Genomic DNA, 15,740 nt, shown 5'->3' with positions numbered 1-15,740 from the left:
ATGTAACATAGAATCACCCCTTCGGGAAGTGCTGCTATGTGCGGGGAGGAGTCATAATGATGAGGCAAAATGATTTAGATGAGTTGCGCGGACGTGTGGATGAATTGAACATCAAGATTTTGGATTTAATCAACGAGAGAACCGCTGTCGTGCAGGAGATCGGTAAAGTAAAAGAGAAGCAAGGTGTGAATAGATATGATCCGATCCGCGAGAGGGAAATGCTCAATTTCTTAAAAGAAACAAATAAAGGCCCGCTTCCAAACGGTGTCTTGGAGCAGATTTTCAAAGGCATCTTCTTATCGGCTCTTGAAATCCAAGAAGATGAGCAGCGCAATGCATTGCTCGTTTCAAGGAAGCGCAAGCCGGAAGATACCGTTGTCGATGTAAATGGCGAGAAGGTCGGCAATGGAACGCCAACTTTCGTTTTTGGTCCTTGTGCAGTAGAGTCTTATGAGCAAGTTAAGGCAGTTGCAGATTCGATCAAAGCGAAAGGTTTGACGATGATGCGAGGCGGAGCATACAAACCTCGTACATCTCCATACGATTTCCAAGGCCTTGGCTTGGAAGGGCTTAAAATATTGAAGCGGGTTTCGGAGGAGACTGGACTATCCATCGTCACCGAAATCATTACACCATCCCACTTGGAAGAAGCAGTTGATTACATTGATGTGATTCAAATTGGTGCACGTAACATGCAGAACTTCGAACTTTTGAAAGAAGTCGGCATGCTCAATAAACCGGTTCTATTGAAGCGGGGTCTTGCGGCTACAATCGATGAATTCATCAATGCAGCTGAATATATCATTTCAAAAGGGAATAGCAATATTATGCTTTGCGAACGCGGAATCCGTACATACGAGCGGGCGACGCGCAATACGCTGGACATTTCAGCAGTGCCGATCTTAAAGCAAGAAACGCATTTGCCTGTGTTCGTGGATGTTACTCACTCCACTGGAAGAAAAGATTTATTGCTTCCAACGGCTAAGGCTGCGATTGCGGTTGGCGCTGATGGAGTGATGGCAGAAGTCCATCCAGATCCGGCTGTGGCGTTGTCTGATGCGGCACAACAGATGGACATCCAGCAATTCGATGAATTCTACAAAGAAATCCAGAAATTCATGAATACGTATCAAACAGTATAATGTTGCGGTAGTCCGGCGAGGGATTGGGAGATTTCCCACTAAGCCGGGCTGCGTTTCGTCACATATTTGGCGTCGGACCTTTTACGGATCCGACGTTTTGTTTATAATGAAGATAGGACATATTTGCAGGAAGGGGAAAGGTCAATGGCGGTGACAATATATGATGTGGCACGAGAAGCAAATGTCTCGATGGCTACGGTTTCGAGGGTCGTCAATGGCAATCCTAATGTGAAGCCGGCAACCCGTAAAAAGGTGTTGGATTGCATCGAACGGCTGGGCTATAGGCCAAATGCCGTAGCGAGAGGGCTGGCAAGCAAGAGAACAACAACAATCGGAGTCATCGTGCCTGATATTTCGAAAAGCTACTATGCAGAGCTTTCGAGAGGGATCGCGGACATTGCCACGATGTATGAATATAATATTATTCTTTCGAATTCCGATAAGCGAGCGACGAGAGAAATGGAGCTTTTTGAAGACCATCTCGGAAAACAAGTGGATGGACTTATTTTTATGAGTGATTCCATTTCCGATGAGATGAGAAAAGAGATGGTTACAGCTCATATTCCGATCGTATTGGCAGGTACGCTAGAATCGGATACGGATATGCCTACGGTTAATATTGACCATGAACAGGCTGCGTATGATGCGACCAAAAAGCTGATCGATAATGGTCATAAGAGGATAGTACATGTATCCGGTCCATTCTCCCGAGATATTAATCGGCTCTGCAAGCGGGTCGGCTATGAGCGGGCTTTGCGTGAAGCGGGATTGCCGGTTTTGGAAGAGTATATTATTGAAACGGACAATACATACGATGATGCGTATGATAAATGGAAGCTTGTACGGGATTTGTCTGAAAAGCCGACAGCCATTTTTGCCGGCAATGATGAAATAGCGGTCGGTATATTGAATGGCATTCGGGATGAAGGTTTGTCTGTCCCGGAAGACTTCGAACTCATCTGCTTCGAACATACTTTGCTCTCAAGGGCTGTCCGTCCACAATTATCGACGATAGTCGTTCCGTTATACGATCTTGGTGCGGTCTCCATGCGTTTGTTGACGAAGTTAATGAACGGGGAAGAAGTGGACGATCCGGATGTTATTTTGCCATACCGGATGGAAGAACGGGAATCAACGAAATAACAAAAAGGACATCCTCTCGATTATTCGACAGGATGTCCTTTTTCATTGAAAGCCATCATTCATTTCGTCTGCTACACATCGTTCCTCCGCAAGGCGGATGATGACCGATTTTCACGTTATTTCTCATTCCGAATGATATGTAATGCACGGTTGGCCATCTGTGCATTTTTCTCCGTAATTTCACCTTTTCTTGGGATGGGCTCGTATAATGGATTCGGATCATCCCATGTCCTAATTAACGGGACGGGCGATTGTGGCTGCCATTCATCCAGCCAGTCTGCAGGCAGAGCACCGCATGGGGAAGGTAGTTGTTTCATGGCAAGCCATATTTGAGACCAGGCTCTCGGCACAACTCGCCAAATGTCATAGCCGCCCCCTCCGACGGCAATCCACCGGCCATCACAATATTCCTCTGCTATTTCCCTCGCGAGACGTGGAATTTGTTTATAGATTTCCATCGTTCCGTATAAATGCGTCAGCGGATCAAAGAAATGTGCGTCCGCTCCGTTTTGGGTGAGCAGAACATCTGGTTTAAAGAATTCGGCCACTTCCCGCAGGGAGGTCCGGTAAATATCCAAAAATGATTCGTCCTCTGTAAACGCGTCAATCGGAAAATTGAAGCTCGTACCATAGCCGTCCCCATTTCCGCGTTCCGTCACATTGCCGGTGCCGGGAAATAAATAACGGCCGGTTTCATGGATGGAAAGGGTACAGACGGAAGGATCATCGTAAAACGTCCATTGCACACCATCCCCATGATGGGCATCCGTGTCGACATAGAGGACACGGGCATTGTATTTTTGCTGCAGATATTTAATGGCCACTGAGCTGTCATTATAAACGCAGAATCCGGATGCTTTTCCCTGGAAGCCATGGTGCAGGCCGCCGCCCAAATTTACGGCATACCGTGAATGGCCTTCCATCACCTGATCCACCGCGGTCAGTGTCCCGCCGACAAGCGTTGCACTTGCTTCATGCATGCCTTGGAAAATGGGGGTGTCCTCTGTTCCGATGCCGTACAAGTCAGCCACTTCCTCGCCTACTTCTCCACGTCCTGCTCTCTTCACAATGTCAATAAACTTTTCATCATGGGCTAGAAGCAGTTCGTTATCTGACGCCATCCTAGGCGCGATAATATCGTCATCACCGATCGCGTTAATTTTGCGCAATAAATCAAGTGTCATGACGATTCTTTTTTGATTGAACGGGTGGGTGTCTGAAAATGAGTATCCAAGTTGGTCTTCTGAAAATACGAAAAGTGCATCCTTCTTCATTGCTTTGCGCCTGGGAAATTTGGCCATAAGACTTCGAAACCGCTTTCTTTTAAACCTTGGATGGTTTGCAAGGGATTCATCGTTTTGATGCGGATGACCAATATTTTATGATCCTCGTTTTCCTTGTCAGGGTAGACGAGGACACTTAATACATTCGTATTTTGTTCATGGAACACCTTGGATACTTCGAAAAGAATGCCTGGTACGTTCGGAACTCGTACTTCAATTTGTGAACCCGGCTGGTGTGCGCCGGTCAATTCAATATAATTGTATAAGAGATCAGTCTCGGTAATAATTCCGACCAATTTTCCGCCTGATACAATGGGCAGACAGCCGATTTGATTTTCATAGAACAGCACTGCAGACTCCTCTACAAAATCCATCGGGTGCCCCGTGATCGGATTAGAAGTCATAATGTTCGTCAACGGCAGATCGAGTGGATGCTGTTCAATCTCAGCAAGCAGTGTAGGGGCTGCCTCCTTTAAATCTCGATCGGATACGACACCGACCAGTTGTTCCTCGTCCAAAATAGGCAAATGGCGGATTTTATGGTCCCGCATGATCTGCAAGGCATCTCGGACAGTGTGCGCTGTTGTCAGTGTGACGACCTCTTTTTTCATTATCTCTTCAACTAGCATAGGTAAAACCTCGCTTTCAGTACATAAATCGATTCATGAACCGCAGGCTGTCGAACTGCCGGATCGAATCTGGATCGACCCGTTTCCCAATACGGGCCATTAGGCAATTTGCAGGATGAGAGCTGATCTCTGGATCGTCGGTTGCATAATACTCCAAACCGCCCGCATTCATCATTTTCTCCATTACTTTTCGGTATTCCCAAACATTCAGCTTCGTGCCTTTCAAATCCCAATGCCAGTAATATTCAGTTGTAATTGTAATATAATCTTCCATGGCATCATCCATCATCGACACTTCAAGCAGGGCTTTTCCGATGCCGCCGCCACGAAATTTTGGAATCACTTCGATCGCGCCAAGTTCAATTAAATTTTCCATCTTGCCTTGCGACCATCTTTCAAGCGGATCCGGATAAAGATACGTGACATACCCGACGATTTCATTCATTTCCCTTGCGATGATGATACGGCCTTCCGGAAGATCGGCAATTTCAATAAGTGCTTTATGCTGCTGCTCAGGCGGCCTGAAAGCCACTAAATGCTCATGAAAATCAAGGGTTGCCAATTTGGAAGAGGGGATCGGCCCTTCAATGATGACATTGCCGTTCCGGTGTTTGATTTCCATCGCATTATACGTTTTTTTATGTTCCAACAAATTCACCGTCCCTGAATAAATTACCTCTCTTTTCAGTATACAATAAAAAACTTCCTGTGCCGTCCATTATTATTACAAATTAAATAACAATACGAAAAATATTAATTTATTAGCCAATATAATGAGAATATTGTAGAATAAAGAATGTTATAGTTTCTAGAAAGGGTGATATGCATATGGTAACCAAAATTTTACCTGTCGTTCAAGGAGAATATAATTTGGGGGATTATGAAACGACAGTTAAAGAGTTTTCATGGGAGGAAGCTGAAAAACAGTTCAGCTGGCACGAAACAGGACTGGTTAACATCGCACATGAAGCGGTGGACCGCCATGCAGATTCTTTTCGTAAAAACAAAGTGGCGCTCTACTACAAAGATGCGAACCGGAAAGAAGCGTATACGTTTAATGAGATGAAGAAGATGTCCAACAAGGCAGCCAATGTGCTTCGGGACTTTTCATCTTTGGAAAGGGAGGACCGTATTTTTGTATTCATGCCTCGCTCTCCTGAATTATACTTTGCTATTTTAGGAGCTTTGAAGAACGGCGCAATTGTCGGGCCGCTATTTGAAGCGTTCATGGAAGGTGCTGTATACGACCGTTTAGCAGACAGTGAGGCGAAGGTGATCATCACGACGCCTGAGCTGGTGGAACGAGTGCCGGTGGATCGTTTGCCGCATTTGAAGCACATTTTCTTAGTAGGAGAAGGAATCGAAGAAAATGAACGTTTTATTGATTTTAATAAGCATCTGAAGGAAGCCTCTCCCTATTTCCAAGTGGAGTGGATGGAGAAAGAGTCTCCTACCTTGCTGCACTATACTTCCGGCTCGACAGGCAAACCGAAAGGGGTCTTGCACGTTGAGGCAGCGATGATCCAGCAGCTTCAAACAGCCAAGTGGGTCCTCGACTTGAAAGAAGAGGATGTCTTCTGGTGTACAGCAGACCCGGGATGGGTGACAGGAACGGCCTATGGTATTTTTGGTCCAATGCTCGCTGGTGCAACATCTTTGATCGTCGGCGGACGCTTCTCGCCGGATATTTGGTATGAAGCGATTCAGGATTACAGCGTATCCGTTTGGTATAGTGCGCCGACTGCTTTTCGTATGCTGATGGGAGCTGGAGCTGGACCGATTAAAAAGTACGATCTCTCCTCATTGCGCCATATTTTATCTGTCGGGGAGCCATTGAATCCGGAAGTCATCCGCTGGGGCATGGAAGTGTTCAATCTTAGAATCCACGATACATGGTGGATGACCGAGACGGGTGCGCAGACTATCTGCAATTTCCCAGCGATTCCGATCAAACCAGGAAGTATGGGGAAACCGGTGCCTGGCATTGAAGCGGCAATCGTAGACGACCAAGGGAACGTCCTCCCGCCGAATCGGATGGGGAACTTGGCGATCCGCAAAGGCTGGCCGGCCATGATGCGTCAAATCTGGAATAATCCCGAGAAATATGCATCCTATTTCTTAAATGATGAATGGTATGTATCGGGCGATTCTGCTTATATGGATGAGGATGGTTACTTCTTCTTCCAGGGCCGTGTGGATGACGTTATCATGACGAGCGGAGAAAGGGTAGGTCCGTTTGAAGTAGAAAGCAAACTTCTTGAGCACCCGGCTATCATTGAAGCAGGTGTAATCGGCAAGCCCGATCCGGTACGTGGGGAAATCATCAAGGCGTTTGTCGCCCTGCAAGCAGGATATGAGCCGTCGGATGAGTTAAAAGAGGATATCCGGCAATTCGTTAAACGCGAATTGGCTGCGCATGCAGCTCCGCGTGAAATTGAGTTCAAGGATAAACTGCCGAAGACCCGAAGCGGAAAAATTATGCGACGTGTTCTGAAGGCGTGGGAACTGAATTTGCCGACAGGTGATTTATCGACTATGGAAGACTAATAGAAAAAACTGGATCGCTCAATAGCGATCCAGTTTTTTTATCTGTCATCTTCCTCATCTTTTGGAGGAGGATTTTTCCCGTTATTCCCATGGCCGTTTCCATTGCCAGAACCATTGCCATTGTTGTTACCATTACCATTGCCATTATTGTTGCCGTTGTTGCCTTTATTATCATTCGGATCTCCTGAATTTCCGTTATTTTGTCCAGAACCAGGATTTTCATTTTCGGCTGGCGGTTTAGGTGTCGGATTCTCGTGATCTCCCTCGCTGTCATCTTCACCTGTATCGGCTGGAGGTTCCGGACTTCCAATGGTTACAATGTTCGAGCCTGGAGATAACAATCCAGTAATATCGACTGCACGGACATAGTAGGAACCAGGACCAGCAGAATATGAATTGGATGACGAATCACGGATTGTCGCTACCCTTTCATTATCCCGATAGACATAATAGCCGATCACATCATTGGATGCCGATTCAGTCCACGTAATAGTTGAGCCATTGGCGCTTGCCTGGACTCCAGCCGGGTTCGCTCCGTCGGCATTAAAGACCGAGCCGGAAACGACATTGGAGGCAAAAATGGATTTTCCGGAGAATAGTTTTGAACCATCTCCACCGAAAGGTCCAAGCATCCGTTTGATGAATTCTTCGTTCACTCCAGTGCCACCCGATACAATAAACTCACTAGGCGTAGAAGGGAGTGCTAAATATTTTACACCTTTTACCGATACATAGGACGCGCTAATAATGCTGTCATCCGGTTTCGTCGGCACCATGACCTTCGAGTTGAATAAATCGGAACGTACAAGGCCAGCCGCAGAACAAGCGTTAGATGGCGCCAATCCAGAGATGCCGCAGAAACTGCGTGTTACAACGCCAGCTGGCTGTTTGAACTTCGCCCCTGCTCCCACGATGTCTGGACGAGCGGCGTTCGCTGTATTCATCAACCTGCCAAATAGCATGCTCGTTCTTGTTGTAGGATGCAGTTGAGATGAGCCGCGTGAGTATAGTTTTCGAGTCTGGTCCTTATAGCCGAGCCAAATGCCAAGCGATACATTTGGATTATAGCCGACGAGCCAAGCGTCGCCATATCCTTGAGTCGTTCCTGTTTTGGCAGCAAGGTCAAGAGAGAAATTCAAGTTCTTTGGAACTTGTTGGCCTGTGCCCCCCGGTTTGACTACATCTCGGAGCATATCGGTAATGATATACGCCGTCTCCGGACTAAATACCTCGACCGGTTCACTCTTATGCTCGAAAATGACATTTCCCTGTGCATCTTCTATTCTCTCAATCATATACGATGGAATAAATTGACCGCCATTTGCAAAAGTTGCAAATGCATTCGTGTTTTCTTCAACGCTCGCACCAACAGTAAGCGCTCCTAGGGAAGCAGACTGATTCACGTAATCCGCCTCTGTAAGTTTCTTGAAATTCATTTTCTCCAAGAATTCCATTGGCCGGCGGTCACGAATTTCTTCGTAAAGACGGGCGGTCGGCAAGTTCAACGAACGGGCGAGCGCCTCACGGGCAGGCAAGATGCCGTCTTCTTGTTCCGCAAAGTAGTTGCTAACTTTCCAGTTTGGAGTATCGATTTTTAAGTCGACAACAGGACTGCCTGCTCCAATAACTCCATATTCAATAGCTGGCGCATAGACGAGAAGCGGTTTGATGGAAGAGCCGTTTTGACGATGGCCTTGCGTTGCAAAGTTGTAACTAGGCTTATCATCCAATCCACCAATAAAGGACAAAATGCGTCCCGTTTTGTTTTCGATTAAGATGGATCCGACTTGGACAGGGTCGTCGACTAACACCATTTCGCCTGTTTCCGAATCCTTTTCTTCTCTTGTGTAGGTGAATCCGTAATGCTCAAAGTTTTTCGCAACCTCATTCATCTTGTCATACAATGTTTGATCGATTGTGGAATAAATGCGATAACCGCCTGTTTTCATTTCACGTTCTGCAAGAATTAGATATTTCTCTTTAAGCTTTTGATTCTGTTCTAGCCGTTCCAATTCGATATCATCCCGTTTGGCGAGAACTTCCACTAGAATATCAGTCGTCCGTTTCTGAATTTCCTGGGTGAGGTACGGATACCTGCTAGTAGGGCGATCTTTATCAGTACGTAAATCCTTTGTAATGTCATAAGCGATTGCCTTTTCATATTCCTGCTTCGTAATATAACCGGTTTCCTTCATACGGAACAGTACTGTTTTCATCCGGTCAATACCCGGTTTCAACGCTTCATCCGATTTCACGCCGCCTCCATATTTTCCGCTTTTAAATGGTGTATAAGCGAATGGTGCTTGAGGAATCCCGGCAATATAGGCAGCCTGTGCCAAATTCAAATCCTTCGCGTTTAATCCGAAAATACCTTCCGCGGCGGTTTCTATGCCGGCGATATTGTCACCGTGCACATTTCTTCCATAAGGGATGATGTTCAGATAAGCTTCCAGGATCTCTTCTTTGTTCATGAAGTGTTCCAGTCTCATCGCAAGAAGGATCTCTTTCGCTTTCCGTTCATAGGACACTTCGTTCGTCAAGATTTGGTTTTTAATCAATTGCTGTGTCAATGTGGATCCGCCTGTTTGGCTGTCGGAATTCGTGACATCCTGCAACAATCCGCGGAAAATCGCTTTCGGCACAATGCCGTTATGTGTCATAAAGTATTCGTCTTCTGTAGCAAAGACAGCGTCAATTAAGTAAGGCGAAACATCTTTCAGCTTCGTCTCCCGTCTTTCGATATCCGAGCTCACTTTTCCTAAATATTTGTTATCGGCAAAGAAAATCTCGGAGGTTTCTTCATAATTAAAGATCTCACTGCGCATTTCCTGCTTCGTCCGGAGTGGTTCTTTTGCAACCAAAGATGCGAAATAGCCTGCACCGACAGAAGCGGCAAAGACACTCAGCGTCAAACCGAAAATCAGGAAAAGAAGAAATAGGTTCCACACGACGCCTGACGTGATGCGTACGCCTTTGGCCCATCTCTTTTTCTTCATATCTTCAAACTTTTCTTCTATCAGATCGATCCGATTTTTTCGTCTTTCGCTCAAGTCGTTCTCCCCCCTAAAATCTTTCCTATTATAGCACATTTTTCGCAGGACCGAAGATTATGTTTGACAAGTAACTATTTTGTACTACAATAAGGGATATATCTTTTTATTGCATGATGAAAAAGTCGGAGTAGCAGCGTTTGATCCGTATAGAGAGGCAGCGGCTGGTGGAAGCTGTCCGGTAGGGCGTTTGTGAATTACAGCTTTGGAATGCAATCGCGAGCGCGGCGTTAATGCGAAAAAGCGGAGAAATAGTCGTTTCTCAAGCTGGGTGGTACCGCGTTACACAACATTGTGATGAACGTCCCTGCATAATTCTTTTGAATTGTGCAGGGCTTTTTTACTTTTAGGAGGGGTCCAATTGAAAAATGAACTACTGGAAGATTTGAAATGGAGAGGGCTGCTGTATCAGCAAACCGACGAGGAAGGTTTGGAGAAAGTATTAAATGAAGAGAAAATTTCTCTTTATTGCGGTACAGATCCAACTGCGGATAGCTTGCACATCGGCCACATCGTGCCATTTTTGACATTACGCCGTTTTCAGCTCCATGGGCATCGCCCGATTGTCCTTGTAGGAGGGGCAACAGGAATGATCGGTGACCCGTCATTCCGTGCGGATGAGCGTCAATTGCTTTCAGATGAACAAATCGCACAAAACGTAGCTGGCATTCGGAAGCAACTAGAACAAATCTTTGATTTCGCCAATACAGACGATGGCGCAATTCTCGTTGATAATAAAGATTGGTTCGGTGAGATGAGCGCAATCGACTTCTTGCGTGATTATGGCAAGCTGTTGAGCGTCAATTATATGTTGGCAAAAGAAAACGTTGCTTCCCGTTTGGAAACGGGCATTTCATTCACCGAGTTTTCTTATATGCTCATCCAAGGTGCAGACTTTAACCACCTATATGACCATTATAATTGCCGTCTGCAAGTCGGCGGGTCAGATCAGTGGGGCAATATTACGACAGGTCTTGAATTTATCCGGAAAACACATGATGACAATGCGAAAGCATTCGGCATTACCATTCCGCTCATCACGAAATCGGATGGAACGAAATTCGGCAAGACAGCAGGCGGAGCAGTCTGGCTGGATCCGAAGAAAACGTCGCCATATGAGTTCTACCAATTCTGGATCAATACAGCGGATGCGGATGTCATCAAATATTTGAAGATCTTCACTTTTATGAACAAAGAAGAGATCGAAGCATTGGAAGTGTCTGTTCAGGAAGAGGCGCATTTGCGTAAAGCGCAAAACGCATTGGCTGAGGAGATGACTCGCCTGATCCATGGACAGGATGCGCTCGAGCAAGCAATCCGGATTTCCAAAGCACTATTCAGCGGTGATTTGAAGTCGCTCACCGTTGCGGAAATGAAGGACGCATTCAAGGATGTGCCGACTGTGGAAATGGAGAAGGCAGATAAAAATATTGTCGATTTCATTGTGGAAGCGGGTGTATCACCGTCCAAACGCCAAGCGAGGGAAGACGTGACGAATGGTGCGATCTCCTTTAACGGGGAAAAGGTGACTGATTTAGAATACACGGTAACGTCTGAAGACCGTTTAGATGATGCATTTACAATTGTGCGCCGCGGTAAAAAGAATTATAAAATGGTGAAATTCCTTTAATAGGAAAAAGCTGTTCGTCTATGACGGACAGCTTTTCTTTGTATTAAGCATTCTTCTTTGCAGCAGCTTTTTTCCGCGGTGCGGGCTTTTTCTTTTTCGTCTGGTCAAGAGAAGCTTGAAGAGCGGCCATCAGATCAGTCATATTGGCTGGAGCGGCTGGCTGCTTCTCGCTTGCTGCCACTGTGCGGTTTCCGGATTTCTTTTCCTCAATCAAATCCATTAGAGCTGTTCGGTATTCATCCGTATATTTCGTTGGGTCAAACGCAGTCGTTAATTGATCAACCAATAAGAGAGCGGTTTCCAATTCTTTTTGGACGACAGAGTCTGCGCTTGGAATATTCGGTACATCCTGCACATTCCGCACCTCATCTGGGAAATGGATCGTTTCCATTAATAGCGCATCCTTGTAGACACGGACTACGGCGAGCTGTTCTTTTGAACGAATAATAATTTTTGCGACCCCAATTTTTCCGGACTCCTGAAGGGCTTTGCGCAATAAGGCGTACGCTTTGCCGCCACTTGCATCAGGTGCTATAAAATAGCTCCGCTCGAAATAAATCGGATCAATTTCCTCCAGTTTAACGAAGTCGATAATTTCTACGGCTTTGTCTTCGTTTTCCTTTTTCAATCTCTCCAGTTCCTCGTCATCGAGCACAACAAATTTGTTCTTGGTATATTCATACGCTTTCACAATTTCCTCGTTTTGGACTTCCTTTTCACAAACCGGGCATACTTTCTGATAACTGATCGGTGAATGGCATTCTTTATGGAGCTGGCGCAATTTGACATCGTTGTTTTCCGTTGCGGCATGGAGTTTGATCGGGATATTGACTAGACCGAAGCTAATGCTTCCTTTCCAAATTGTATGCATGGTGTCACCCGCTTTTTCATTAGTATGGAAAGTGTTTGGATTCCTATGTATATGAAATGATTTATTCCAGACAATAACGTAAACAGTGAGGTGAAATGAATGAAACCAATGCTCCTGACCGACGCGGATATCATTCCGGAAGGTGAAGATTGGATATATGAAACGAAATACGATGGCTTCCGGTGCCTGTTGGAATGGTCAGAAACGTCCATCACGCTGACAAGCCGGAATGGAAACAGGCTGAATGAGATGTTCCCCGAAATTATTCGTTTTTGCCATGAAGTTCAAGATAAGATAAAGACGTTATTACCGATTCACCTCGATGGAGAATTGGTTCATCTCCAAAATAATTATAAAAGCGAATTTGCTGTTGTCCAGACGAGGGGAAGGATGCGAAAAGCGGATGCCATAGGCAATCATTCGACGCGTTTCCCGTGTCATTATATCGTGTTTGATTTGCTGAAATGGAAAGGGAAAGATTGGACAGGGGAAACGCTAATGAAAAGGAAGAAGAAGCTGCAAGCCCTCTTCGGTAAATTGGAGTTGCCGGTCTCGGCTAACTATGCCAGCAATGAGTTTTTGCAGCTCATCGAGGCTACCGAAGACGCCTCCATGATGTGGAAGGCTATTCAAATACATAATGGCGAAGGGATGGTAGCCAAGAAAAAAACAAGTGTCTGGTCCAATGAAAAGCGCTCCGTCCATTGGGTGAAGGTGAAAAATTGGAAAACGGTCCATGTCATTGTCACCAAATACGAAGCGGGCAACGGGTTCTTCACAGGCAGCGTGTTTAAAGACCAGCAGCTCCTCGACATCGTGACATTCCGGCATGGATTATCTGACGATGAATTTCAAGCACTTGCGAGTTTATTCACTTCGAATGGTACGAAAATCGAGGCCGAAACATGGCGGGTAGATCCATCGATTTGTGTGAAGGTCAATTGTATTGATTTTGATGGAAAGCATTTGCGTGAACCGAGGTTTCACAGTTTCAGCTTTGAATGGAATGCAGAACAGTGTACTTGGAGGCAAATGCTCCGTGAGGTACATCCGATAGCCGAGACCGTGCCAATCACGCATCCGGACAAACCGGTCTGGCCGAAGATGAGCGTTGAAAAGGATGATTTCTTGTACTATCTGCAAGCCGTCTTTCCTCATATCGGGCCGTTTCTGCACAACAGGCTGCTAACGGTCATCCGCTATCCCCATGGGGTTGTCGGCGAACGTTTTTATCAAAAAAATGCTCCTGATTATAAGCCGGATTTTGTTGTTACAAAGCGAGAGGAAGGCATTGATTATCTCCTTTGTAATGACATCCAGACCTTGCTCTGGCTCGGAAACCAATTGGCGCTTGAATATCATATCCCTTTTCAAACGATTGATACGGCTTGCCCGACAGAAATTGTCTTTGATTTGGATCCGCCTTCCGTTCAGGAGTTCACATTAGCTGTTGAAGCCGCTTTGCGACTGAAGGTAATTTGTGACCAGTTCAATTTGGAATCCTTTGTTAAAACTTCAGGCGGGAAAGGGCTGCAAGTCTATATCCCTCTTCCATTCGATACATTCACGTATGATGACACACGTGTTTTCACCGAATTTGTAGCCGATTTTTTATGCGGGCAGGAACCGCAATGGTTCACGACGGAACGATTGAAAAAAAATAGAGGAAACCGGCTGTACTTCGATTATGTGCAGCATCACGAAGGGAAAACGATTGTCGCCCCATATTCTACGCGCGGCGGCGAACTGGCCACAGTTGCAACACCTCTCGAGTGGCATGAAGTATCCAGCCAATTGCGTCCGGAAATGTTCACCATCCCGACTGTATTAGACAGGATAAAACAAATCGGGAACCCATTTCGGAACTTCAAGGAAGTTGGAGCCAATCAGCCATTTGGGGAAGTATTGCAGCAGTTAACCTAGTAATGTATGAAGAAAGACAGAAGGCAGTCCGACATCGAATACGATGGGCTGCCTTCTTTTCGTGTTGGTGCAGTTTTCTTTTGACTTAACAGTTACAGATCATTAAGACATTGCCGTCCGGGTCTTGGAAATTAAAATACGCAAAATCGCCGATGCGCTCAATTTCTCGAGTGACTGTAATATGATTGGCTTGGATGAATTGATAGGCAGCATCAATATCCTCAACGAATAAATTAAAAAGTACATGGGAAGAAGGAGCCAGCGTAAAACCAGGATCGAATGTATGGTCATCCAGTGTCAGACCAGTTTCGCCAGTAACGGGAATATTATGGACCGGTGATTCAATTGTTGCTTCATCAATGGATAGACCAAGAAGATTAGCATACCATTGGACCGATCTCTTTAAATCGCTGACATGGATAAACACATTATTGACTTTGCATGCAATGGGTGAAGCTTGTACTGTCATGGGGCAGGTACCGCCTTTCATAGGATTCTTTTATTATTCGACACATCATTCTTTCGTTCCTCTAAATAGTTCAATTTTTTTATTGGGCGGAAGTTTTAGCGTTGTCACAGATTGACTGAAAGAAGCGGGGGATGCACCGAAGATAGCCCGGTTGAATAATATGTACTGACCCAAGTATAAAAGCTGGAGTGGTACAATGAATCAGTATTATGGAAATCAAATGCCGATTTACGAGATGCAGCCCGTGAATTGTTATAGCAAGGCGCAAGTTGAATTATGGAATAAAAATCGGCTTCTCTGGCAGCAGCATGTCACGTGGACGCGGATGGCGATCACAGCTATTGTTTTCAAAGTGCCTGATTTAAAATACGTACTCGCACGCCTATTGCGCAATGCAACCGACATGGGCGACTCTCTGAAACCCTATTATGGAGAACACATAGGAAATATATATAGTAATCTTATCTCAGCACATTTGATGATCGCCGCGGATTTAGTCACGGCAGCTGTCAATGGGGAAACGGAAAAGGCGGCACAGAAAGAAAAGGAATGGTACCGGAACGCAGACAAAATCGCTGAATTCCTAAATCAGATCAATCCATACATCGACAAAGAGGCTTTTCGTAAGATGCTGTATTCCCATCTGGCATTGACGAAGCTGGAAGCAGTGTGCATGATTCAAAAGAATTTTGAGTTGGAAGTGCAAGTATTCGACCAAATCGAAGCGGAAGCATTAATGATGGCGGATACGATATCGGATGGCATATTCAAGCAGTTCCCGTATATGTTTATTCCTCAATAGGTTGGCAGTAGTAAAAGAAGAGATGCATGGCCCCATTTCATTTGACAGAAGGAAAGTAAGTCCATAAGGGTAACAAGTTCGGTTGATGGGGAGAAAACTACGAAAAACAACGCAAATAACAACCCAATTAGCATATATTTCAGCAGTGAATTGGTAGCACAAAAAACAAATAAAAACGCTCAGATTTTAGCGTTTTTTTTGATGTAACAGCATAAGATTATATAGTTAATACCGCCTATTACGAAGTAGAA

At 45.4% G+C, this 15,740-nt stretch carries 12 protein-coding genes and 1 other annotated feature; of the genes, 6 read left to right on the top strand and 6 right to left on the bottom strand.

From position 1 onward, the window contains the following. Positions 1–59 precede the first annotated feature (59 nt). Positions 60–1,142, top strand: a complete 1,083-nt coding sequence (locus L7D49_RS16115; protein ID WP_238082814.1) for a bifunctional 3-deoxy-7-phosphoheptulonate synthase/chorismate mutase — start codon at positions 60–62, stop codon at positions 1,140–1,142. A 144-nt stretch (positions 1,143–1,286) separates the two neighbouring features. Beyond that, complete coding sequence (gene ccpA, locus L7D49_RS16110; RefSeq protein ID WP_238082670.1) at positions 1,287–2,285, top strand: catabolite control protein A; 999 nt, start codon at positions 1,287–1,289, stop codon at positions 2,283–2,285. 116 nt (positions 2,286–2,401) lie between these two features. On the opposite strand, the gene L7D49_RS16105 is transcribed toward ccpA, so the two are convergent. From L7D49_RS16105 to L7D49_RS16095, 3 genes are read right to left on the bottom strand one after another with little or no spacing between them, the layout of a single operon-like run. Beyond that, the gene (locus tag L7D49_RS16105; RefSeq protein ID WP_238082668.1) at positions 2,402–3,559 is read right to left on the bottom strand and encodes an acetoin utilization protein AcuC; all 1,158 of its coding nucleotides are present in this window, start codon (positions 3,557–3,559) and stop codon (positions 2,402–2,404) included. Next, positions 3,556–4,197 carry an acetoin utilization AcuB family protein gene (locus L7D49_RS16100; protein ID WP_238082666.1) on the bottom strand — a complete coding sequence of 214 codons (642 nt, stop codon included), beginning with the start codon at positions 4,195–4,197 and terminating at the stop codon, positions 3,556–3,558. The genes L7D49_RS16105 and L7D49_RS16100 overlap by 4 nt, the downstream gene beginning before the upstream one ends. A gap of 16 nt (positions 4,198–4,213) precedes the next feature. Then, positions 4,214–4,846 (bottom strand): GNAT family N-acetyltransferase, encoded by a 633-nt coding sequence (locus L7D49_RS16095; protein ID WP_238082664.1) that lies wholly within the window; start codon positions 4,844–4,846, stop codon positions 4,214–4,216. A gap of 179 nt (positions 4,847–5,025) precedes the next feature. Between L7D49_RS16095 and acsA the strand changes: the two genes are divergently transcribed. After that, positions 5,026–6,744, top strand: a complete 1,719-nt coding sequence (gene acsA / locus L7D49_RS16090; protein WP_238082662.1) for an acetate--CoA ligase — start codon at positions 5,026–5,028, stop codon at positions 6,742–6,744. Positions 6,745–6,782: 38 nt separating this feature from the next. On the opposite strand, the gene L7D49_RS16085 is transcribed toward acsA, so the two are convergent. Continuing rightward, positions 6,783–9,794: a transglycosylase domain-containing protein gene (locus L7D49_RS16085; RefSeq protein WP_238082660.1), complete on the bottom strand. Its 3,012-nt coding sequence runs from the start codon at positions 9,792–9,794 to the stop codon at positions 6,783–6,785. Between the two features lie 107 nt (positions 9,795–9,901). Continuing rightward, positions 9,902–10,106, top strand: a binding site (T-box leader). Between the two features lie 49 nt (positions 10,107–10,155). Between L7D49_RS16085 and tyrS the strand changes: the two genes are divergently transcribed. Continuing rightward, positions 10,156–11,424, top strand: coding sequence for a tyrosine--tRNA ligase (tyrS, locus tag L7D49_RS16080; RefSeq protein ID WP_238082657.1), 1,269 nt, complete (start codon positions 10,156–10,158; stop codon positions 11,422–11,424). Positions 11,425–11,467: 43 nt separating this feature from the next. Here tyrS and ku read toward each other — a convergent pair whose 3' ends face one another. Then, positions 11,468–12,295, bottom strand: a complete 828-nt coding sequence (ku, locus tag L7D49_RS16075) for a non-homologous end joining protein Ku (RefSeq protein WP_238082656.1) — start codon at positions 12,293–12,295, stop codon at positions 11,468–11,470. A gap of 99 nt (positions 12,296–12,394) precedes the next feature. Here ku and L7D49_RS16070 point away from each other — a divergent pair, with 99 nt between their 5' ends. Then, the gene (locus L7D49_RS16070) at positions 12,395–14,218 is read left to right on the top strand and encodes a DNA ligase D (RefSeq protein ID WP_238082654.1); all 1,824 of its coding nucleotides are present in this window, start codon (positions 12,395–12,397) and stop codon (positions 14,216–14,218) included. An 85-nt stretch (positions 14,219–14,303) separates the two neighbouring features. On the opposite strand, the gene L7D49_RS16065 is transcribed toward L7D49_RS16070, so the two are convergent. After that, positions 14,304–14,687, bottom strand: coding sequence for a VOC family protein (locus tag L7D49_RS16065; protein WP_238082652.1), 384 nt, complete (start codon positions 14,685–14,687; stop codon positions 14,304–14,306). Between the two features lie 196 nt (positions 14,688–14,883). Here L7D49_RS16065 and L7D49_RS16060 point away from each other — a divergent pair, with 196 nt between their 5' ends. Then, the gene (locus tag L7D49_RS16060) at positions 14,884–15,489 is read left to right on the top strand and encodes a hypothetical protein (RefSeq protein WP_238082650.1); all 606 of its coding nucleotides are present in this window, start codon (positions 14,884–14,886) and stop codon (positions 15,487–15,489) included. The last annotated feature ends 251 nt before the right edge of the window (positions 15,490–15,740 follow it).

The sequence above is a fragment of the Sporosarcina cyprini genome, from assembly GCF_022048975.1.
GTDB classification, from domain to species: Bacteria; Bacillota; Bacilli; order Bacillales_A; family Planococcaceae; genus Sporosarcina; species Sporosarcina cyprini.
This window is presented reverse-complemented; position numbering and strand designations above follow the sequence as displayed.

Bases quoted from the DNA above. Each gene is read 5' to 3' on its own strand.
- acsA (WP_238082662.1), top strand. From the start codon at position 5,026: ATGGTAACCAAAATTTTACCTGTCGTTCAAGGAGAATATAATTTGGGG.
- L7D49_RS16100 (WP_238082666.1), bottom strand. From the start codon at position 4,197: ATGCTAGTTGAAGAGATAATGAAAAAAGAGGTCGTCACACTGACAACA.
- L7D49_RS16065 (WP_238082652.1), bottom strand. From the start codon at position 14,687: ATGACAGTACAAGCTTCACCCATTGCATGCAAAGTCAATAATGTGTTT.
- L7D49_RS16115 (WP_238082814.1), top strand. From the start codon at position 60: ATGAGGCAAAATGATTTAGATGAGTTGCGCGGACGTGTGGATGAATTG.
- L7D49_RS16070 (WP_238082654.1), top strand. From the start codon at position 12,395: ATGAAACCAATGCTCCTGACCGACGCGGATATCATTCCGGAAGGTGAA.
- ku (WP_238082656.1), bottom strand. From the start codon at position 12,295: ATGCATACAATTTGGAAAGGAAGCATTAGCTTCGGTCTAGTCAATATC.
- L7D49_RS16105 (WP_238082668.1), bottom strand. From the start codon at position 3,559: ATGAAGAAGGATGCACTTTTCGTATTTTCAGAAGACCAACTTGGATAC.
- L7D49_RS16060 (WP_238082650.1), top strand. From the start codon at position 14,884: ATGAATCAGTATTATGGAAATCAAATGCCGATTTACGAGATGCAGCCC.
- ccpA (WP_238082670.1), top strand. From the start codon at position 1,287: ATGGCGGTGACAATATATGATGTGGCACGAGAAGCAAATGTCTCGATG.